This is a genomic window from Brachybacterium nesterenkovii (assembly GCF_900163655.1).
Taxonomy (GTDB): Bacteria; Actinomycetota; Actinomycetes; order Actinomycetales; family Dermabacteraceae; genus Brachybacterium; species Brachybacterium nesterenkovii.
Genome location: NZ_FWFG01000045.1, coordinates 1 through 19,557, shown reverse-complemented (window position 1 = coordinate 19,557; position 19,557 = coordinate 1). Strand labels below are relative to the sequence as shown.

General features: G+C 73.3%; 18 protein-coding genes. 5 read left to right on the top strand and 13 right to left on the bottom strand.

Features of this window, described 5'->3' with window-relative positions; translation table 11 throughout:
* Positions 1–104: 104 nt before the first annotated feature.
* The gene (greA, locus tag FM110_RS04645) at positions 105–593 is read left to right on the top strand and encodes a transcription elongation factor GreA (RefSeq protein ID WP_087103113.1); all 489 of its coding nucleotides are present in this window, start codon (positions 105–107) and stop codon (positions 591–593) included.
* A 295-nt stretch (positions 594–888) separates the two neighbouring features.
* On the opposite strand, the gene FM110_RS04640 is transcribed toward greA, so the two are convergent.
* The gene (locus FM110_RS04640) at positions 889–2,103 is read right to left on the bottom strand and encodes an AI-2E family transporter (RefSeq protein ID WP_087103111.1); all 1,215 of its coding nucleotides are present in this window, start codon (positions 2,101–2,103) and stop codon (positions 889–891) included.
* 33 nt (positions 2,104–2,136) lie between these two features.
* Positions 2,137–3,327: an AI-2E family transporter gene (locus FM110_RS04635; protein ID WP_087103109.1), complete on the bottom strand. Its 1,191-nt coding sequence runs from the start codon at positions 3,325–3,327 to the stop codon at positions 2,137–2,139.
* A 188-nt stretch (positions 3,328–3,515) separates the two neighbouring features.
* Here FM110_RS04635 and FM110_RS04630 point away from each other — a divergent pair, with 188 nt between their 5' ends.
* The 3 genes from FM110_RS04630 (at position 3,516) to FM110_RS14105 (ending at position 7,545) form a co-directional block, all read left to right on the top strand.
* Positions 3,516–4,688 (top strand): glutamate--cysteine ligase, encoded by a 1,173-nt coding sequence (locus tag FM110_RS04630; RefSeq protein ID WP_087103108.1) that lies wholly within the window; start codon positions 3,516–3,518, stop codon positions 4,686–4,688.
* 167 nt (positions 4,689–4,855) lie between these two features.
* Complete coding sequence (locus FM110_RS04625) at positions 4,856–5,815, top strand: ABC transporter ATP-binding protein (protein WP_234991909.1); 960 nt, start codon at positions 4,856–4,858, stop codon at positions 5,813–5,815.
* Positions 5,800–7,545, top strand: coding sequence for a hypothetical protein (locus FM110_RS14105; protein ID WP_087103106.1), 1,746 nt, complete (start codon positions 5,800–5,802; stop codon positions 7,543–7,545). Before FM110_RS04625 ends, FM110_RS14105 begins: the two co-directional genes overlap by 16 nt.
* A 64-nt stretch (positions 7,546–7,609) precedes the next feature.
* Here FM110_RS14105 and FM110_RS04615 read toward each other — a convergent pair whose 3' ends face one another.
* Genes FM110_RS04615 through glmS form a run of 7 tightly spaced genes read right to left on the bottom strand, consistent with a single transcriptional unit; the run spans position 7,610 to position 14,732 of the window.
* Positions 7,610–8,089, bottom strand: a complete 480-nt coding sequence (locus FM110_RS04615; RefSeq protein ID WP_234991908.1) for a GNAT family N-acetyltransferase — start codon at positions 8,087–8,089, stop codon at positions 7,610–7,612.
* Positions 8,086–8,799 carry a tRNA (adenosine(37)-N6)-threonylcarbamoyltransferase complex dimerization subunit type 1 TsaB gene (gene tsaB, locus FM110_RS04610; RefSeq protein ID WP_087103104.1) on the bottom strand — a complete coding sequence of 238 codons (714 nt, stop codon included), beginning with the start codon at positions 8,797–8,799 and terminating at the stop codon, positions 8,086–8,088. The genes FM110_RS04615 and tsaB overlap by 4 nt, the downstream gene beginning before the upstream one ends.
* A 1-nt stretch (position 8,800) precedes the next feature.
* Positions 8,801–9,505: a tRNA (adenosine(37)-N6)-threonylcarbamoyltransferase complex ATPase subunit type 1 TsaE gene (gene tsaE, locus FM110_RS04605; protein ID WP_159457976.1), complete on the bottom strand. Its 705-nt coding sequence runs from the start codon at positions 9,503–9,505 to the stop codon at positions 8,801–8,803.
* Positions 9,502–10,692 carry an alanine racemase gene (alr, locus tag FM110_RS04600; protein WP_087103102.1) on the bottom strand — a complete coding sequence of 397 codons (1,191 nt, stop codon included), beginning with the start codon at positions 10,690–10,692 and terminating at the stop codon, positions 9,502–9,504. The genes tsaE and alr overlap by 4 nt, the downstream gene beginning before the upstream one ends.
* Positions 10,689–12,233, bottom strand: coding sequence for an NAD(P)H-hydrate epimerase (locus tag FM110_RS04595; protein WP_087103100.1), 1,545 nt, complete (start codon positions 12,231–12,233; stop codon positions 10,689–10,691). Before FM110_RS04595 ends, alr begins: the two co-directional genes overlap by 4 nt.
* Complete coding sequence (locus tag FM110_RS04590; protein WP_327230429.1) at positions 12,230–12,817, bottom strand: holo-ACP synthase; 588 nt, start codon at positions 12,815–12,817, stop codon at positions 12,230–12,232. Before FM110_RS04590 ends, FM110_RS04595 begins: the two co-directional genes overlap by 4 nt.
* 10 nt (positions 12,818–12,827) lie before the next feature.
* The gene (glmS, locus tag FM110_RS04585; RefSeq protein WP_087103098.1) at positions 12,828–14,732 is read right to left on the bottom strand and encodes a glutamine--fructose-6-phosphate transaminase (isomerizing); all 1,905 of its coding nucleotides are present in this window, start codon (positions 14,730–14,732) and stop codon (positions 12,828–12,830) included.
* Positions 14,733–14,980: 248 nt separating this feature from the next.
* Here glmS and coaA point away from each other — a divergent pair, with 248 nt between their 5' ends.
* Positions 14,981–15,940: a type I pantothenate kinase gene (gene coaA, locus FM110_RS04580; protein WP_087103097.1), complete on the top strand. Its 960-nt coding sequence runs from the start codon at positions 14,981–14,983 to the stop codon at positions 15,938–15,940.
* A 264-nt stretch (positions 15,941–16,204) separates the two neighbouring features.
* Here coaA and glmM read toward each other — a convergent pair whose 3' ends face one another.
* From glmM to FM110_RS14100, 4 genes are all read right to left on the bottom strand, one after another.
* Positions 16,205–17,551 (bottom strand): phosphoglucosamine mutase, encoded by a 1,347-nt coding sequence (gene glmM, locus FM110_RS04575; protein ID WP_087103095.1) that lies wholly within the window; start codon positions 17,549–17,551, stop codon positions 16,205–16,207.
* Between the two features lie 256 nt (positions 17,552–17,807).
* Positions 17,808–18,305 carry a 30S ribosomal protein S9 gene (gene rpsI, locus FM110_RS04570; RefSeq protein WP_087103093.1) on the bottom strand — a complete coding sequence of 166 codons (498 nt, stop codon included), beginning with the start codon at positions 18,303–18,305 and terminating at the stop codon, positions 17,808–17,810.
* A gap of 52 nt (positions 18,306–18,357) precedes the next feature.
* Entirely contained in the window at positions 18,358–18,801 is a 444-nt protein-coding gene (gene rplM, locus FM110_RS04565) for a 50S ribosomal protein L13 (RefSeq protein ID WP_087103091.1), read from the bottom strand.
* A gap of 338 nt (positions 18,802–19,139) precedes the next feature.
* On the bottom strand, positions 19,140–19,557 hold a 418-nt coding region (locus tag FM110_RS14100; protein WP_200810165.1), incomplete at its 5' end, for a hypothetical protein.

The window sequence follows — 19,557 nt, the reverse complement described above, 5'->3', positions numbered from 1 at the left end:
GACGTGATCCTGCGGGGCGCATGAGCACATGTGCTCCGCTTTTTCCTTGGCGGCAGACCCCGCCCGATCGCGTCCCGACCATCGACGACCTGAAGGAGTGGACCGTGAGCGCACAGCCCGGTGCCGCCTGGCTCACCCAGGAAGCCTACGACCGTCTGTCCAAGGAGCTCGAGGATCTCGAGGGCCGCGGCCGCACGGAGATCGCGGAGCGCATCGCCGCCGCGCGCGACGAGGGCGACCTGAAGGAGAACGGCGGCTACCACGCCGCCCGCGAGGAGCAGGGGAAGATGGAGGCCCGCATCGCGGAGCTCCAGCGCCTGCTGAAGAACGCCGTCGTGGGCGAGTCCCCGAAGGACGACGGCGTGGTCGAGCCCGGCATGGTCGTCTCGATCGAGCTGGCCGGCAAGAAGCGCACCTTCCTGCTGGGCAACCGCGAGATCGCGGACGGCGACGACCTCGAGGTGTACTCGACCGACTCGCCGCTCGGCGCGGCCATCGAGGGCTCGAAGGTGGGCGACACCATCGACTACACCGCCCCGACCGGCGCCTCCCTCGCGGTCAAGATCCTCGAGGCGAAGCCGTACAAGGCCTGAGGCGAAGCCGTACAAGGCCTGAGGCGAAGCCGTACAAGGCCTGAGACGGCACCGCACGAGGCCTGAGGCGAAGCCGTACAAGGCCTGAGGTGACGAGGGCCGAGGCTCGGTCCCGTTCCGCCTCTCCCCCGCGTGACGACGAGGGCCGCTCCACCGATCGGTGGAGCGGCCCTCGTCGTGCAGCGAGCACCACGGCCGCCCGCCATAGCGCAGCGGCTCATCCCGGCCAGCCGGGCTCCTGCGCAGCGCCTCGTCTCCCGTTCAGCGCCGCAGTCCGCTGAGCACCGCAGTCCGCTCAGCGCCGCGGCGGCCGCGGTGCTCGGCGCGACAGCCCCGGCAGCGTCAGGTTCACGCCGCGCAGGTCCTTGGCGCGGGCGGCGACGAAGGCGGCCGTCCGGGAGTCCACGCCCAGCTCGGGGTTGGGGTCGTTACCGGAGAACTGCAGGATGGTGGCGTTGAGGAAGGCGGCGAGCGGGATGGCGAACAGCGCCCCGGCGATGCCCGCGGTCTCGGCGCCGAGCGCGACGCCCAGGAACACGCCCAGCGGATGCAGGCTCACGGCGCGGCCCATCATGAACGGGTGGAGGATGTCGGCCTCGATGAAGTGGACGCCGATCACGATGGCGACCATCACGAGCGCCAACACCCAGGACTTCAGCACGAGCACGAGCAGCACGGCGATGATGCCGGAGACCACGGCGCCGATGAGCGGGATGAACGAGAACAGGAACACGATGAGGAACACGGGCACGCCGTAGGAGCCCAGGCCGAGGGCGGCGATGCCGATCCCGATGCCGGTCCCGTTGATCGTGGCCACGAGGATCTGCGTGCGCACATAGGCCGACAGTGCCCTCCAGCCGCGCCGGAACGCCTCGTGCGTGACGACGCGGGAGCGGCGCGGCAGCAGGCGCAGGATCCACCGCCAGATGAGCTCGCCGTCCTTGAGCAGGAAGAACAGGGTGAACAGGGCGATCAGCGTGCCCGTCACCGCGGAGCCCAGCGTCTCCACGCCGGTCAGCGCCCCCTGGATGAGCTGCTGGGAGTTGGACTGGAGCTTGTCGAGGAGGGCCTGCTGCGCGTTGGCGATCGTCGGCTGGTCCAGATGCAGGCGCTCGACAACGATGGCCGACAGCTGCACGAAGCCGCTGACGGCCTTGTCCTCGATGTCCGCGTACTGGGCCAGGAGCTGCTGGCCGGCGAGCGTCGACATGCCCGTGACGACGAGGATCAGACCGATCAGCACGATCATCGCCGCGCTGCCGCGCCCCAGGAAGGTGTGGCGGGCCAGCAGCGTGACGATCGGCCCCAGCAGGGCGGCCAGCAGCACGGCCACGAGCACCGGGATCACGATCACCTGGATGTGCGACATCCCCTGGAGGACCACCCAGCATCCGGCGATGATCAGCAGCAGGCGCCAGGACCAGGCGGCGGCGCGCCGGATCCCCAGCGGGATCTCCGCGACCTCGGGCGCGACGGGGGCTGGCCGGGGCCGGCGCTCCGGGAATCGCATAGGGGCTGCCTTCCTGCGGGCCGCCCCGGGAGATCAGGCGCGGCGTGAACTGCGGACTGTGGGAGCGTACGCCCTGCGCGCGGACTCATCCGTGCCGAGCTCGGGACTGGGGGCGCGTCCGGCGAGGTAGAGGGCGGTGGCGTTGACGAAGGCGATGAGCGGGATCGCGAACAGCGCACCGGCGATCCCCGCGACCATCGACCCGAGGGCGACGCCCAGGAACACGGCCAGCGGGTGCAGCTCGACCGCCTTGCCCATGAGGAAGGGCTGGAGCACGTTGCCCTCGATCTGCTGGACCAGCAGCACGACGCCCACCATCACGAGCGCCATCACCCAGGACTTCAGCACGAGCACCAGCAGCACGGCGATGATGCCCGAGACGATCGCGCCGACCAGCGGGATGAACGAGAACAGGAACACGATCAGCCACACGGGGATCGCGTAGCCCGCCAGCCCCACGCCGACCATGCCCAGGGCGATGCCGACCGCGTCCACGGCCGCGACGAGCACCTGGGTGCGCATGTACGCCGACAGGGCCTTCCAGCCGCGGCGGAAGGCCTCATGGGTCGCCGGACGCGCCTCGCGGGGCAGCAGGCCGACGGTCCAGCGCCAGATCCGGGGGCCGTCGGCGAGGAAGAAGAACAGGGAGAACAGGGCGATGAAGCCGCCGGTGAGGACGTTGCCGACGGTGGAGACGCCGGACAGGGCGCCGGAGATGATGGTGCCCGAGTTGGCCTGCAGCTTGGCCGTGAGCTCCTCGATCGCCGAATTGATCGTCGGCGTGTCGATGCCCAACGTCCCGGTTACCCAGTCCGTGAGCTGCTGGAAGCCCGCGACCGCCTGCTGGGAGATGTCGCTCCACTGGGAGAACAGCTGGCGGCCGGCGAGGGTGAGCATGCCCGCGATGAGCAGGAGCAGGCCGATGAGGACGATGCCGCTGGCACCGCCGCGGCCGAGGAAGGTGTGCTCGGACAGCAGGCGTACGACGGGGGCCAGCAGCGAGGTGAGCAGCAGGGCGATGAGCAGCGGGATGACGAGGGTCATCACCTTGCTCATGCCCCAGACGGCGAGCGCGATCAGCGCGACGACGAGCAGGATCCGCCAGGACCAGGCGGCGGCGCGGCGCAGGCCGATGGGGATCTCCTGGACCTCCTGCGGCAGCGGCTGCGCCGCATCGCCGCGGTGCGCGGCGGCGCGGCGGAGGAGACGGGGCGAGGTGGGCATGCGGGCTCCTGGGGCTCGAGGTCTGGATCACGGGGGCTGGATCACTGCGGGCCGGATCACTGCGGGGCCGGGTCGCAGCGACGGCTCACGGCACCCTATCGAGGGTGCCGCCGCCGTGACCGGTTCCGCATCCGACCAGGGACCGGGCGGTAGCCCGGACACGTCCCCGGCCCTGCGAGAATACGCGCATGCCCGCACCGGCTCGCATCCCCGTGGCCCCGTCCGCCCGCTCGACCCTCGGCGTCGAATGGGAGCTCTTGCTCGTCGACAGCGACTCCGGCCAGACCCGCCAGTGCGCGGCCGCCGTGCTCGAGGCGGTGCGCGATGCCGAGGCGGTCCACTCCCCCGGCGTCGTCGGCGAGCTGCTGCAGAACACGGTCGAGCTCGTGACCGGGGTGTGCTCGAGCGTGGGCGAGGCTCGCGCGGATCTGCAGGCTTCGCTGGACCGGGTGCGCGCGGCGACGGCGTCGATGCGCGTGGACGTCACGGGCGCCGGCACGCATCCCTTCTCCCGTTGGGAGGAGCAGCAGGTCACCGACGCGGCGCGCTACTCCACGCTCATCGACCGCACCCAGTGGTGGGGTCGGCAGATGACCATCTACGGCATGCACGTGCACGTCGGCATCGAGTCGGCCGACAAGATCCTGCCGATCACGAACGCGCTGCTCACGGAGGCCGCGACGCTGCTCGCGCTGTCGGCCTCGAGCCCGTACTGGCAGGGCGAGGCCACGCGCTACGCCTCCAACCGCTCCCTGCTGTTCCAGCAGCTACCGACGGCGGGGCTGCCCTACCAGTTCGATGCGTGGGAGCAGTACGAGTCCTATGTCCAGGACATGCTGACGATGGGCGTCATCGACACCATCAGCGAGATCCGCTGGGACATCCGCCCGGTCCCGGCGTTCGGGACGATCGAGGTGCGCGTCGCCGATGCGATGCCGACGCTGCGGGAGGTCATGGCGATGACGGCGCTCGTCCAGTGCCTCGTCGAGGACTTCTCGTCCCGCCTGGACGCGGGCGAGGGCCTGCCGCGCTTCCACCCCTGGCAGGTCGCGGAGAACAAGTGGCGGGCCGCCCGCTACGGGATGGACGCGATCCTCGTGGTGGGGGCCGACAACGCCGAGGAGCTCGTGACCGATCACGTGCGCGCCCTCCTCGCGCGCCTGGCGCCCGTGGCCGAGCGCCTGGGCTGCGCCGCCGAGCTCGCGGACATCGCGCTCATCTGCGACGCCGGCGCCTCGTACCAGCGCCAGCTCGCCGTCGCCGCCCGCGAGGGCGCCGACGGCCGCGACGTCGTGCGCCACCTCGTCACCGAGACCGCGCAGGACCGTCTGCTGGGCCCCGACGGAGCGTCGCTGGCGTGACCCTCCGGCCCTGACGCCGCTGACGTGATGCGCTGCGCCCGATCGTCGCGGTCCCGACGGGCACGGACCATCGGCGGGGTGCGCCGTTGCCGCTCGTCGACGAAAGTCGGACCGAGCGCCGTCCCCCGTCGGCTCCGCGCCGCGCCCCGCACCCCTAGCGTGGAGCCATGAGCTCCTCGCCTCTCCTCCCCGACGCCCCTGAGCCCCAGGCCCCGCCCGCCGCACCGCCGTACGCCGGGCCCGAGACCACTGCCGCACCTGCACCCGCACCCGCACCCGTCGACCCTGCCGCGCGCCCCCTCGACGCGACGGCCGCACCCGCACCCGTCGACCCTGCCGCGCGCCCCCTCGACGCGACGGCCGCGCACTCGGCGACGGCCGCGCTGTCCCTGCGCGGCCTCGTGAAGTCCTTCGACGGCACCGAGGTGGTCCACGGCGTCTCCCTCGACGTGCCGCGCGGCTCCTTCTACGGCCTCGTGGGCCCCAACGGCGCCGGCAAGACCACCACCCTCTCGATGGCTACGGGCCTGCTGCGTCCCGACGCCGGCACCGCCCAGGTGCTCGGCGTCGACATGTGGGCCGAGCCCGAGCGCGCCAAGGCCCAGCTCGGCGTCCTGGCCGACGGCCTGCGCACCTTCGACCGCCTCACGGCCCGCGAGCTGCTCACCTACGTCGGCCTCATCCGCGGCATGGACGCCGCGGTGGTCGACCAGCGGATCGGCTCCCTGCTCGAGGCGCTCGGGCTCGCCGACCAGGAGGGCAAGCTCGTCGTCGACTACTCCGCCGGCATGACCAAGAAGATCCTGCTGGCCTGCGCCCTGATCCACGCCCCGCGCCTGCTGGTCCTGGACGAGCCCCTCGAGGCCGTCGACCCCGTCTCCGGCGAGGTGATCCGCACGATCCTGCGGCGCTTCGTCGCCGGCGGCGGCACCGTGATCCTCTCGAGCCACGTGATGGCCCTCGTCGAGGAGCTGTGCAGCCACGTGGCCGTGATCGCCGACGGGCAGGTGCTGGCCGCAGGCTCCCTCGACGAGGTCCGCGGCGGCGGCTCGCTCCAGCAGCGCTTCGTCGACATGGTCGGCGGCGCCGACGTCGCAGAGGGGAGCCTGTCGTGGCTCGACGCCTGACCGACCCGGAGACCGGGGCCCTGTCCCCCGCGATCGGCGACCTCCACGCCGTCGGCGGCATGGGCCACGGCACGATCCCCCAGCGCCGCCTTATCCCCCTGCTGGCCAGGCTCAAGTGGACGCTGTGGAAGCGCTCGTTCCGCAAGAACATCGGCAAGCTGATCGGCACGATCTTCGGCGCTCTCTACGGGATCGGCGGCCTCGTGATGCTCGCGGTCCTCCTCGGCGGCGCGGCCCTGCTCCTGGACGGGGCGGGCCCCGATGCCTTCGGCCTGCTCATGCGGGGCCTCGGCGCGCTGCTCGTGCTCGGGTGGCTCGTGATCCCGCTGTTCGCCTTCGGGATCGACGACACGCTCGATCCGCGGCGCTTCGCGACCCTCCCCCGCTCCGCCCGGGAGCTGCAGACGGGCCTGTTCGCGGCCGCCGCGATCAGCCTGCCCTCCCTGTTCACCCTGCTGGCGCTCGTGATCGCGAGCGTCTGCGAGGTGCTGTGGCTGCTGACCGCGGCCCCGTCGGGCATGGCGACGGTCATCGCCGCGGCCGTGCTCATGCTGCCCGCGAACCTGCTCGGCCTCGCCCTGTGCCTGCTGCTGCCTCGCGCGATCCTCGCCCACGGCGCCACGCGGCAGTCCTCCCGCCGCGGCCGCGAGCTCGGCGGCGTGCTCTCCCTGGTGGTGATGCTCGGCGCGATCTACGGCTTCTCGCTCGCGATGCAGGGCATCGAGGACCTCGATGCGGCGATGGTGCTCGGGTACCTGCGCACCGCGGTCGGCGTCCTCGCGTGGACCCCGCTGGGCGCGGCCTTCGCCGCCCCCATCGATATCGCGGAGGGCCACGTGCTCGTCGGGCTCGCGCGCCTCGTGATCACTCTCGCGGCGATCGCACTGGTGTGGCTGTGGTGGCGGCGCTCGGTGCGCCTGGCCCTGCGCTCCGCGCTCATCGGCGACGCGACCTCCGGCAATGCCAAGGTGACCGCGCTCGTGCCTCGCTTCGCCCCGCAGAACGCGCTCGGGGCCGCGATGGGTCGCTCGCTGCGGTACTGGCGGCGCGACGCCCGCTACCTGGCCTCCCTCGGGGTCATGCCGGTGATGCTCCTGTTCTTCACCGCGATGGGCGTGCTGAGCCCGTCGCAGGCTCCCATGGCCGTCGGCGGTGTCGTCTTCATCAGCGGGCTGTCCTCCATCGCGCTGTCCAACGAGATCGGCTTCGACGGCCCGGCGGGCTGGGTGAACCTCACCGCGGGGATCCGCGCCCGCGACAGCCTCCTGGGCAGGGTCGCCGCGCTGGCGGTGTTCACGGTGCCCTTCGCCATGCTCTGCGCGATCGTCGTGCCGCTCCTGGTGGGGATGGGCGACCTGATCCCGCTGGTGATGCTCGGCTCCCTTGGCGCGATGATGGGTGCATGGGGCGTGTCGTGCCTGGTGGCCGTCACGCTGGCCTATCCCGCGGCGGAGCCGGGGACGAATCCGATGAAGGATCGCTCGTCGAGCTCGGCCAACGCGTGGATCGCGTCCTTCGCGGCGATGTTCGGGGTGTGGGTGCCGCAGCTGCTCGCGATCGGCCTGGCCGTGTGGGGGCTCATCGTGGGCTCGGCGCTGATCCAGCTGATCGCGGGCCTCGTGTCCGTCGTCTGCGGGGCGCTGGCCTTCTGGCTGTGCCTGCAGGGGGCCGCGAGGATCCTGGACCGCCGCTACGCGGACCTGTTCCAGAAGGTGCGGGCGTTCGTCTGAGGTGCACCCGGCGGCGGAGGGGGCGTCGTGCGCACGGCGCCCCTCTCCGCTGTCGGGTCGCTCGTCAGAGCGCGCGCTGCATGATGATCGCGTCGACCGTCCGGTCCGGCAGGCGGTAGTAGCCGCGGCGCCGCGCGATGGCCTCGTAGCCGGTGCGCTCGTACACGGCGCGGGCCCGCTCGTTGTCCTCCCGGACCTCCAGCAGCATCCGCTCGGCCCCGCCCGCCCGCGCCTGCTCCTCGCACCAGGCCAGCAGCGCGCGGCCGATGCCGCGACCGGGCGCGACGGTGCCGATCGTGTGGAGGTCGGCCACGTCGCCGCCGCTCATGATCCCGGCGTAGCCGATGATCTCTCCCGCCTCCTCGACCACGGCGTAGCGGCGGTCGGGGTGCTCGATCTCCTCGGCCAGCTGGAAGACGGTCCAGGCCTCGCCCGGGAACAGCTGCAGCTCGAGGAAGCCGAGCACCATCGCGTCGTCGACGACGGCCGGGCGCAGGCTCGTCCCGGCGGGGAGCGCGGCCTCGCCCGCCTCCGCGCGCGTCACCGGCCCAGCGCGCTCTTGCGGGCCGTCGGCTTCGCGGCGTCGGGCTCGCGCAGGTACAGCGGCTCGGTCGAGGAGAGGTCCTCCCCCGCCGCGCGCGCCAGGGCGGCGGCCTGGAGCAGATGGCCCGCGTCGACGTGGCGCAGATCGGCCGTCGGCGGGAGCTGCTCGGGGTACAGGTGGGCGCCGGAGCCGACCAGCACGTCGTCGGCGCGCAGGCGCCGTGCGACGTCGGCCGGGGCGTCGACGGCGGGGCCCTCGACGCGCATGAGGCGCCCGGCGGCGGCAGTGTAGCGGGCCCAGTAGACCTCGCGGCGCCGGGCGTCGAGGGCCACGGCGACCGACAGCTCGGCAGGCGCCTCGTCCCCCTCCGACTCGATGACGGAGGCCGCGGCCTCGTGCGCGAGCGCGTCGAGGGAGCACAGCCCCCGCAGCGGCACGTCGAGCACGGCGGCGAGGGTGCGGGCGGTCACGAGCCCCACGCGCAGGCCCGTGAAGGGGCCCGGGCCGCGACCGGCGACGATCGCGGTGATGTCCGCGCGCCCCGCTCCGGCCTGGGCGAGCGCCTGGTCGACGAGGCCCATGAGCACCTCGTCGTGGTGGCGGGCGCGGTCGTCGGAGACGACGCCGCGGATCACGGGCGCTGCGGACCCGGCGGGGTCGTCGCAGACGGCGACGCTGACCGCGCCGGAGGTGTCGATGCCGAGCCACATATCAGGCGGTCCCTTCGAGGGCGAGGAGGTCGGAGCGCAGCGTGGCGACGGCGGCGTCGTCCCAGCGAGGTCCGTGCGGGGTCAGGCGCAGCAGGCGCGGCTCGTCGGTGCTGTCGCCGGTGCTGTCGGCTGCGGCATCGCCGGCTGCGCCGTCGGCGGCGCTGCCGTCCGCGATGGCGCCGCCCGCGGCGGTGCCATCCGCCGGGACGGCGTCGGAGGCGACGGCGCGCTCGAGCTCGATGAGCAGGTGCGAGGCCGCGAGGTGCTCGACCCGGTCCCGGCCCCACTCGACGACGGTCACGGCGTCCTCGAGCTCGGAGTCGAGGTCCAGGTCGTCGATATCGAAGCCGCCGGACAGGCGGTAGGCGTCCACGTGCACGAGCGCAGGCCCTCCGCGGAGGGACGGGTGCACGCGGGAGATCACGAACGTCGGCGAGGCCACCGCTCCGCGCACGCCGAGCGCCGCCCCGAGGCCCTGCGTGAAGGTCGTCTTGCCGGCGCCGAGCGGTCCGTCCAGGACGATCAGGTCGCCGGGCCGCAGGTGGGCGGCGAGAGCGCGGGCCACGGAGCGACTGGCCTCGGCCCCCGCGGTCGCGACCTCGATCGGCGCGACCTCGCGGTGGGCGGTGCCGTCCGCAGCGGCGGCGTCCTCTGCGGCGGCGTCCGGACAGGTGCCGTCCGCCGAAGCCCCCGCCGTCCCGGTCACGCCTTCACCTCGCGCACCTCGCGCGGCACCCGGGCGCTGACGGAGGTCAGCACCTCGTACGGGATGGTCCCGGCCGCGCGCGCCCAGTCCTCGGCGCTCGGGACGTCGCCGTCGTCGAGCACGGCCGCCCCCGGGTCGCCGATCAGGATCACGGCGTCGCCGGCCTGCGCGCGGGAGTCGGGTCCGAGGTCCAGCACGATCTGGTCCATCGAGATCCGCCCCACCTGGGCCGCGAGCTGGTCGCCCGTGCGGGTGCGCACCACCACGTCGACCTCCCCGGAGGCGGCGCGGTGCAGGCCGTCGGCGTAGCCGATCGGCACGAGCCCGAGGCGCGTGGGGCGGTCGGTGACGAAGGTGTGGCCGTAGCCGACGCGCTGGCCGACCTGGACGTCCTTGACCAGGGCGAGCCGGCTCGTGAGCGACAGCGCGGGGCGCAGGCGCGTGCCCTCGGGCATCGGCAGCGGCGCGTAGCCGTACAGGCCGATGCCCGGGCGCACGAGGTCGCGGTGCAGGTCGGGCCGGGAGATCGTCGCGGCAGTGTTGGCGACGTGCTGGAGGGCGATGGGGCCGATCTCCTCGGAGAGCATCGCGCAGGCTGTATCGAAGACGTCGATCTGGCGGTCGGTCTCGGGGTCGGCGGGGTCGTCGGCCGCGGACAGGTGCGTCCAGGCGCCGATCGTGCGGACACGGTCCTCGGCGCCGAGGGCCTCGGCGAACGACGTCATCGCCTCGGGCAGGACGCCGTTGCGGCCCATGCCGGTGTCGATCTTGATGTGCACGCGGGCGCGGCGGTCGGCGGCGTGGGAGGCCTCGGCGACCAGGCGCAGCATCCGCTCGGAGCCCACCGACACGTCGATCCCGGCCTCGATCACCTTGGGCAGCACCTCGGCGGCCGTCGCGGGCTCGTACAGCCAGGTGAAGATCGGGACGTCGAGCCCGGCGCGCACGAGCGCGAGGGCCGATGCGGGGTGGGCGACACCCAGCCACGTGGCCCCGCCCTCGAGGGCGGCCCGGGCGGCGGTCAGCATGCCGTGCCCGTAGGCATCGGCCTTGACCACGGCCATGAGCGCGGTCTGCTCCCCCAGCAGCCCGCGCAGGGCGCGCGTGTTGTGCGTGATCGCTGCGGGGTCGATGACGGCACGGTTCGGGACGTGCCGCGGATCCTCCGCGGGAATGGCGATGCTCATGCTCCTCCTCGTGGCGCGTCCGGACGGAGCGCGTCGTCCAGGATAGACGCGAGCGCGCCGGGAAGGTGCTCGGCGACGTCCAGGGCCACCAGCGGGGCGCGCCCTCCGCGGGAGGCGTCGCAGGCAGCGCGGCCGTGGAGCAGCGCGGCGAGACCTGCGGCACGCGCGCCCGGCAGGCCCGACGCGAGCAGGGTCCCGAGGATCCCGGCGAGCACATCGCCGGCGCCCGCGGTGGCCAACCACGGCGTCGCATCGGCCTGGCTCGTGAGCTGCGCGGGGTCCTCGCCGTCGGCCACGAGGGTGACAGCCCCCTTGAGCAGGACGGTCGCCCCGGTCTCCTCCGCGAGCGCGGTCGCCAGGCGCGGCGCCGGGAGGTCCTCGCGCAGGCCGAGCGCCGCGGCGAGGCGTGCGGCCTCCCCCGCATGCGGGGTCAGGACCACGCGCGGGCCGAAGCGGTCACCGGGGCGGATCGCCGCGAGCGCGCCCGCATCGATCACGCCGGCAGCATCATCGATCAGCTCCCGACGCCCATCCGCGAGGAGGAGCTCCCGGTGCCCATCCGCGAGGAGGAGCTCCTCGACCCCGGCCCGGCAGCGGGGGTCATCGCTGTCCAGGCCCGATCCGACGACGAGGGCCTGGCGCCGCCCGTCGGCCCCGACCACCTCGGGGCGGCGGGCGAGCACGAGGTCGCGCACGGCGGCCGGTCCGCGGTACCGGACCATGCCGGCCCCGGCGCGGGCGGCGCCCTCCGCGGCGAGCACGGCGGCACCCGGGAAGGCGGGGCTGCCGACGTCCAGGGCCACGACCCCGCGCGAGTACTTGTGGTCGGCGGGCCCGGGCACGGGCCACAGAGCGCGGACGTCCTCGTCCACCAGGCGCAGCGCGGCGGGGCGCTCGGGCAGGTGGGGCGTCAGGCCGATGTCGACCAGCTCGATCCGGCCCGCATGCGCGGCCGCACCGGGCATGAGCAGACCCGCCTTGACGGCCCCGAAGGTCACGGTGACCGCGGCGCGGACGGCCGCGGGGTCGGCCTGGCCCGTCGTGGCGTCGACCCCGGTGGGGACGTCGACGGCGACGACGGGGGCCCTCGCGGCGCTCGCCGCGCGCAGCAGCGCGGCCAGGGGCTCGTCGAGCTCGGCGCGTCCGCCGATGCCGAGCACGCCGTCGCAGATCTGGTGGGCCCGGGCCAGCTCCCGCTCGATGCCCGCGGCGTCGAGGGCGGCGAGGCGGAGGATCCGCCCGCCCGCGCCGCGCAGCGCCTCGGCCCCCTCGCCGTGCAGGCGCGCGGCCGTCGCGATCGCCACGACGCCGACGCCGCGGCGGGCCAGGCGCGCCCCGGCGTGCAGGGCGTCGCCGCCGTTGGAGCCGGGCCCGACCAGGATCACGACGCGCCTCCCGGATACGCCGCCCGTGCTCTCGCGCAGCAGGCGCACCTGGACGACGGCGAGCGCGGCCGCCGCGCGCTGCATGAGCGGCATGCCCGCGGCGAGCAGGGGCTGCTCCGCGGCCCGGACCGCATCGGCGGTGTGCGCGCGGATCACGAGGCGCCCCCCGGCCCGGCCGCCGCGGCGTCCGCCCCGGCTCCTGCGACGCCCGCCCGTGCGATGTCCGCACCGTCGACGCCTGCACCGTCGACGCCGGCACCGTCGACGTCGGCTCCTGCCGCGCCCCCTGGCCCGCGCTCGGCGACGACGATCGCTGTCGCGACCCCGCCGTCGTGGGAGACCGAGAGGTGCAGGTGGGCGACGCCGAGGGCGCGGGCGCTGGCATCCGTGGCCCCCGACAGCACGAGGTAGGGGCGCCCGGCCTCGGTGCGGCGCACCGTCACGTCGTGCCAGGAGAAGTCGCCGGGATGCCCGAGGGCCTTGCCCACGGCCTCCTTCGCGGCGACGCGCGCGGCCCGGGACGCCGCGGAGAGGCGGCGCTCGCTCGGGGTCAGCAGGCGCTCGAGGAGGGCCGGGGACCGCTCGATCGCCGCGGTCAGGCGGGCGATGTCGACGACGTCGACGCCGACCCCGACCACCGTCCCGTCATCACGGGGCAGGTAGGCGGAGCCGGCGTCGGAGGGCGACTCGATGCGCGGCGGACGCTCGGTCGCGGAGTCGACGTGCTGGGGCTCGGTCACCCCAGCAGTATCACTCCACCGTGACGGACTTGGCGAGGTTGCGCGGCTGGTCCACGTCCAGGCCCTTCGCGGTCGCGAGCTCGCACGCGAAGATCTGCAGCGGGATGATCGTCAGCAGCGGCGCGAACAGCGTGCGGGTGGCGGGCACACGGATCACCACATCGGCGTAGGGCTCCACGTCGGTGTCGCCCTCCTCCGCGATGACCATCGTGCGGGCACCGCGGGCGCGGATCTCCTGGATGTTGGAGACCACCTTGGAGTGCAGGGAGTCGCGGCCGCGGGGCGAGGGCACGATGATGAACACCGGCTGGCCCTCGTCGACGAGCGCGATCGGCCCGTGCTTGAGCTCGCCGGCGGCGAAGCCCTCCGCGTGGATGTAGGCGATCTCCTTGAGCTTGAGGGCGCCCTCCATCGCGGTCGGGTAGCCCACGTGGCGGCCCAGGAACAGCACGCTCGTGGCGTCGGCCATGTCATGCGCCAGCTGCTCGACCTGCGCGGCGTTGTCGAGGACCGCCTGGACCTTGTCGGGCAGGCCCTCGAGGTCGTGCATGATCTCGGCGATCTCCTCGGGGAAGAAGTTCCCCCGCTCCTGGGCGAGGTAGAGGCCCAGGAGGTAGCAGGCGCCGATCTGCCCCAGGTACGCCTTCGTGGAGGCGACGGCGATCTCGGGGCCGACGTTGAGGTACAGCGCCGCGTCGGACTCGCGCGGGATGGTCGAGCCGCGGGTGTTGCAGATCGCGACGACCTTGGCGCCCTGCTCCTTGGCGTGGCGCACGGCCATCAGGGTGTCCATCGTCTCGCCCGACTGGGAGATGGCGATGACCAGGGTCTTCTCGGTGACGACGGGGTCGCGGTAGCGGAACTCGTGGGCGAGCTCGACCTCGACGGGGATGCGGCACCAGTGCTCGATGGCGTACTTGACGACGGAGCCGGCGTTGGCGGCGGTGCCGCAGGCCACGACGACGATCTTGTCGATGCTGCGCAGCAGCGCCGGGTCGATCTTCATCTCGTCGAGGTGCAGGCGCCCGTTCTCCATGCGGCCGCGGAGGGTGTCGGCGACGGCGGAGGCCTGCTCGTGGATCTCCTTGGCCATGAAGGACGGGTAGCCGCCCTTCTGCGCGGCGGTCGTGTCCCACTCGATCGTGTAACGCTTCGCGTCGGTCACGGGGGCGCCGTCGAAGCCGATGATCGCGACGTCGTCCGGGGTGACGGTGACGATCTGGTCCTGACCGACCTCGAGCGCCTCCTTGGTGGCGTCGATGAAGGCGGCCACGTCGGAGCCCAGGAAGTTCTCGCCCTCGCCCAGGCCCACCACGAGCGGGGAGTTGCGGCGGGCGGCGACGACGCGGTCGGGGGCGGCGGCATCGACGGCCAGGAGCGTGAAGGCCCCCTCGAGGCGGGAGACGACGCGGCGCATGGCCTCGGTCAGATCGGCGCCCGCAGCGCCCTCCTCCGCCCCGGCCTCGTCCGCGAGGCGGGTCATCTCGCGGGCGACGAGGTGCGCGGCGACCTCGGAGTCGGTCTCGGAGTCGAACTCGTAGCCCTCGGCGACCAGCTCGGCCTTCAGCGGCGCGAAGTTCTCGATGATGCCGTTGTGCACGAGGGCGAGCTCGCCGTGCTTCCCGCCGCGGTGCGGGTGGGCGTTGGCGTCGGTGGGGGCGCCGTGGGTGGCCCAGCGGGTGTGGCCGATGGCGACCTGGCTGCTGGACTCCTCGTGCCCGGCGACCTCCTCGCGGAGGTTGGCGAGCTTCCCGGCGCGCTTGTCGATGCGCACCGCGTCGCCGTCGAGCACAGCCACGCCGGCCGAGTCGTAGCCGCGGTACTCGAGGCGGGCCAGGCCCGCGAGGACCACGTCCACGGGGCGGGAGGAGGGGCTGGAGGGGCGGGGCCCTGCGTATCCGACGATTCCACACATGCGCCTCACCGTAGCGGCGCGCGGGCCTCCCGGAGGCCTCGACGCGGCCTGTCGTGGAGGCGTCGCTCACGTTCTCGGGCGGCCCTGCACGGCGATGCACGAGCGCGCACAGGAGCCGTCATCTTCACGCACGGCCCCGGGCCCGCTGTTCCGGGATCGACCGGACGGTCCCATCGCCTCGGCCGCTGCGGCGCTCTGCGGGCGGCATCGTCCGCAGGTCCCGCGCGAAGCTGGAACAATGGGCGTCCATGAGCTCCTCCGGTGCGCGCAGCGAGGCCGCCACGCCCTTCGACGAGATCTCCCGTGCGGACTGGGCGCGGCTGTCGCACCAGACGCCGCTGCCGCTGTCGGAGGAGGACGTCGCCCGTCTCGCGGGCCTCGGCGACCGCCTCGACATGCGCGAGGTCGACGAGATCTACCGGCCCATCTCCCGTCTGCTGGGGATGCACGTGGCCGCGGCCCAGCGCCTGCGCCGCGCCCGCGAGGACTTCCTCGACGAGCCCCAGCGCCGCACGCCGTTCGTCATCGGCGTGGCCGGCTCCGTCGCGGCGGGCAAGTCCACCACGGCGCGCCTGCTGCGCGAGCTCATGGCTCGCTGGCCCGAGACGCCGCGCGTGCAGCTCGTGACCACCGACGGGTTCCTGCTGCCCAACGCCGAGCTCGAGGCGCGCGGGATCATGCACCGCAAGGGATTCCCGGAGAGTTATGACCGGCGGGCGCTGCTGCGCTTCGTGGCGGATGTGAAGTCCGGGATGGACCGGGTCGAGGCCCCCGTGTACTCCCACCTCGTGTACGACATCGTCGAGGGCGAGTCCGTGGTGGTGGAGCGGCCCGATGTGCTGATCGTCGAGGGCCTGAACGTGCTGCAGCCCGCCCGCCCGCGCCGCGACGGTCGCCTGGGCCTCGCGGTCTCGGACCTCTTCGACTTCTCGGTGTACGTCGACGCGCGCATGGAGGACGTGCGGCGCTGGTACGTCGACCGCTTCCTGTCGCTGCGACGGACGGCGTTCGCGGACCCGCAGTCGTACTTCAAGCGCTTTGCGGACCTGTCGGACGACGAGGCGCGCGCGACGGCGCACCGCATCTGGGACACGATCAACGGCCCCAACCTCGCCGAGAACGTGATCACGACGCGCGGGCGCGCGGACCTGGTGCTGCGCAAGGGCGCCGACCACCAGGTGTCCTCGGTGCTGCTGCGGCGGCTCTGAGCCCCGACGCGACGCTGTCGGCGCTCTCCTCCGCACGCCCCGGTTCTCCGCTCGACCTCCCCGCGCAGTCCTCCCCCGCGCCGTTCCCCCTGCCTGTCCCTGGGCGCGTTGTGCGCGCTCACGTTCCACGGATGGAACGTGAGCGCGCACAACAGCGCGACGGCAGAGCACCCGCGGCAGAGTGCCCGCGGCGCGTCGCCTCCGAGCCGCAGAGTCTCAGTGCCTCAGGGCCTCAGAGCCTCAGAGCCGCAGTGTCTCAGGGCCTCAGAGCGCGAGGCGCTCCCGGACGACGGCGGCGAGGCGGTCGGCGGCGGTGTGGGCCTGGCCGTCGCTGGGCGCCTCGACCATGACGCGCACGACGGGCTCGGTGCCGGAAGGGCGCAGGAGCACGCGCCCGCTCTCCCCCAGCTCCTTCTCCACCTCCGCGACGGCGTCGAGCACGCCGCGGTCGATGGACGCGCGGGCCTTGTCGACGCCCTTGACGTTGATCAGGGCCTGCGGCATGCGGGTCATGACGTCCGCGAGGTCCCGGGCGCTGCGACCGGTGGCGACCATGCGCTGCAGCAGGTGCAGGGCGGTGAGCTCGCCGTCGCCCGTGGTGGCGTGCTCGGCCATGATCACGTGGCCGGACTGCTCCCCGCCGAGCGAGTAGTTGCCCAGGTTCATCTCCTCGAGCACGTAGCGGTCGCCCACGCCGGTCTGGCCCAGGGTGATGCCGTGCTCGCGCATCGCGAGCTTGAGGCCCAGGTTGCTCATGACGGTGACGACGAGGACGTCGTCGTGCAGGCGCCCGCGCTCCTTGAGGTCGAGCGCGAGGATCGCCATGATCTGGTCGCCGTCGATCTCCTCCCCGGCGGCGTCGACGGCCAGGCAGCGGTCGGCGTCACCGTCGAAGGCGACGCCGATGTCGGCGCCCTTCTCGCGGACGGCGGCCTGCAGCTTCTCGAGGTGCGTGGAGCCGCAGTCCTCGTTGATCTGCAGGCCGTCGGTGCGGTCGCCGATCACGTGGACGGTCGCCCCGGCGGCCCGCAGCGCCTTCGGGCCGGTCTCGAAGGCGGCGCCGTTGGCGCAGTCAGCGACGACGGTCAGGCCCTCGAGCGTGCGGTCCAGCGTGGAGACGAGGTGGTCGACGTACTGGTCGACGGCGCCCTCGTAGCGGGTGATGGAGCCGACGATGGTGTCCTGCGGGCGCTCCCACTCCTCGCCGAGGCGGGCCTCGATCGCGTCCTCGACCTCGTCGGGCAGCTTCGTGCCGCCGCGGGCGAAGAACTTGATGCCGTTGTCGGCCGAGGGGTTGTGGGAGGCGGAGATCATGACGCCCAGGTCCGCGCCGGACTCCTTGACCAGGTGGGCCAGGCCCGGGGTGGGCAGCACGCCGGCGTCCTCGACGTCGACGCCGGCCGAGGCGAGGCCCGCGCACACGGCGGCGGAGAGGAAGTCGCCGGAGGGGCGCGGGTCGTGGGCCACGATCGCGCGGGCGCGACTGCCGTTGAAGGCACCGAAGGTCGCCAGGACGTGGGCGGCGGCGACCGACAGCTCGACCGCCAGCTCCGCGGTGATGTCGACGTTCGCGCGTCCGCGGACGCCGTCGGTTCCGAACAGTCGTGCCATGGGGTTCCTCTCCTCATGCCGCCGGGCGGCTGGTCAGGGCGTGCCTCAGGATACGGCGACCGCGCGCGGCACCGACCCAGGCGCGCGCTATCGGGGGCTGAGGCGCACAGCACGCCCGTATCCGCCCGGCTTCTCTTCCGGCCCCCTCCGCACCGCCCGCTCGGATGATCCCGCCCGGCACGACGACGGCCCCCGACCGTGAGGTCGGGGGCCGTCGGTGAAGCAGCCGGGCGGGCGGCGCAGAGCGCCGCGTCGATCAGCGCTTGGAGAACTGCGGGGCCTTGCGGGCCTTCTTGAGGCCGGCCTTCTTGCGCTCGATGACGCGCGCGTCGCGCGTCAGGAAGCCGGCCTTCTTCAGCGCCGGGCGGTTGTTCTCCTCGTCGATCTGGTTGAGCGCGCGAGCGACGCCCAGACGAAGAGCACCGGCCTGCCCGGAGACGCCGCCGCCGTGGATGCGGGCGATGACGTCGAAGCGGCCCTGGAGGTCGAGCAGCTTGAAGGGCTCGTTGACCTCCTGCTGGTGGACCTTGTTGGGGAAGTAGGCCTCGAGCTCGCGCCCGTTGATGGTCCAGGTGCCGGTGCCGGGCACGAGGCGGACGCGGGCGACGGCCTCCTTGCGGCGGCCGGTGCCGGCGCCGGGAGCGGTCGCGGAGGTGCCGCGGCCGACGGCGGCCTCCTCGGTCGACTCGGTGGTGTAGCTGGTGGGGACGGTCTCGTCCTCGACGACCTCGGTCGTCGTCTCAGTCTCGGTCACGGTTCTCCTCAGTTATGTCCGTGCTGCAGGGTGCTGTGAGGGGCCAGGCCCGTCACTGAGCCACCTGGTCGATGGTGAAGGTCTGGGGCTGCTGGGCCGCGTGGGGGTGCTCCGCGCCGCGGTACACCTTGAGCTTCTTGATCTGCTGATCGGCCAGCTTGTTGTGGGGGAGCATGCCCTTGATGGCCTTCTCCACCGCCAGCTCCGGGCGCTGCTCGAGCAGCTCGGAGTACTTCACGGAGCGGAGACCGCCCGGGTAGCCGGAGTGGCGGTAGGCCAGCTTGGTCTCCCGCTTGTTCCCGGTCAGCGCCACCTTGTCGGCGTTGATGATGATGACGTAGTCGCCTGCATCCACGTGGGGTGCGAAGACCGGCTTGTGCTTGCCCCGCAGCAGCTGAGCAGCCTGGGAAGCGAGCCGGCCGAGGACGACATCCGTTGCGTCGATGACGTACCAGGAACGCTCGACATCGTCGGGCTTCGGGGTGAACGTACGCACTCGTGCCTTCTTCTCTCGTAGTTGCGGATCGTCGCGCTCCGCGCACGACTGCGCGCGGGCTCGATCCGCGATTCGATGGACCGTGGACACGCTTCCTTCAGATAAAGCATGGCCTGTAGCCGAGCCCTGACCCCCGTCCCCCTCGTGCCGCAGTGCGGAGCGAGCGGGTGGATCGGCTGTGCGTGTGAGGAGCCCTCTCGCGCCGGGCGTGAGATATCGGCGGCGTTCGGGCGCGCACAAGGCACGACGAGGGTCAACAGTACTGGGCCGATCCCTGCGGGGTCAACGTCGCCGCAGGTGGGGCCGCATCCCGGGCCATGCCGCTGACCTGCGGGTCCTCAGGGACGGGGCGGGAGTGTGTCGGAGTCCACTGCGGCGGCGGAGCCCGCTGCGGCGGCGGAGCCCGCTGCGGCGGCGGAGCCCGCTGCGGCGGCGATCGGGCCGCGGGCCGATCGCCGCAGATCCCACAGCCCGATGTCGGCGATCACCGGCGCGATGATCAGGCCGAGAGCGGCGAGGAGGATCCAGGGCGCGGCGAAGGCGACCGGCGTCCCGACATCCGCGAAGGCAGGGACCCAGATGAGAGCCATCAGCGCGGCCGCGCCGTCGCCGAGGATCGCCAGCAATCCTGCGGCGCCGAGGAGCGATGCGCCGCGCCGTCGCACCCCGTCCAGCCCCGGACGCAGCCGACGCGCCTCGTCCTCGGCCGCCGCTCCGCAGAACAGGGCGAAGCAACCGGCGAGGAGACCTGTCGCC

Coding starts and splice junctions, on each gene's coding strand:
- FM110_RS04640 (WP_087103111.1), bottom strand. CDS start 2,103: ATGCGATTCCCGGAGCGCCGGCCCCGGCCAGCCCCCGTCGCGCCCGAG.
- FM110_RS04635 (WP_087103109.1), bottom strand. CDS start 3,327: ATGCCCACCTCGCCCCGTCTCCTCCGCCGCGCCGCCGCGCACCGCGGC.
- FM110_RS04630 (WP_087103108.1), top strand. CDS start 3,516: ATGCCCGCACCGGCTCGCATCCCCGTGGCCCCGTCCGCCCGCTCGACC.
- FM110_RS04625 (WP_234991909.1), top strand. CDS start 4,856: ATGAGCTCCTCGCCTCTCCTCCCCGACGCCCCTGAGCCCCAGGCCCCG.
- tsaB (WP_087103104.1), bottom strand. CDS start 8,799: ATGTGGCTCGGCATCGACACCTCCGGCGCGGTCAGCGTCGCCGTCTGC.
- alr (WP_087103102.1), bottom strand. CDS start 10,692: ATGAGCATCGCCATTCCCGCGGAGGATCCGCGGCACGTCCCGAACCGT.
- glmS (WP_087103098.1), bottom strand. CDS start 14,732: ATGTGTGGAATCGTCGGATACGCAGGGCCCCGCCCCTCCAGCCCCTCC.
- coaA (WP_087103097.1), top strand. CDS start 14,981: ATGAGCTCCTCCGGTGCGCGCAGCGAGGCCGCCACGCCCTTCGACGAG.
- glmM (WP_087103095.1), bottom strand. CDS start 17,551: ATGGCACGACTGTTCGGAACCGACGGCGTCCGCGGACGCGCGAACGTC.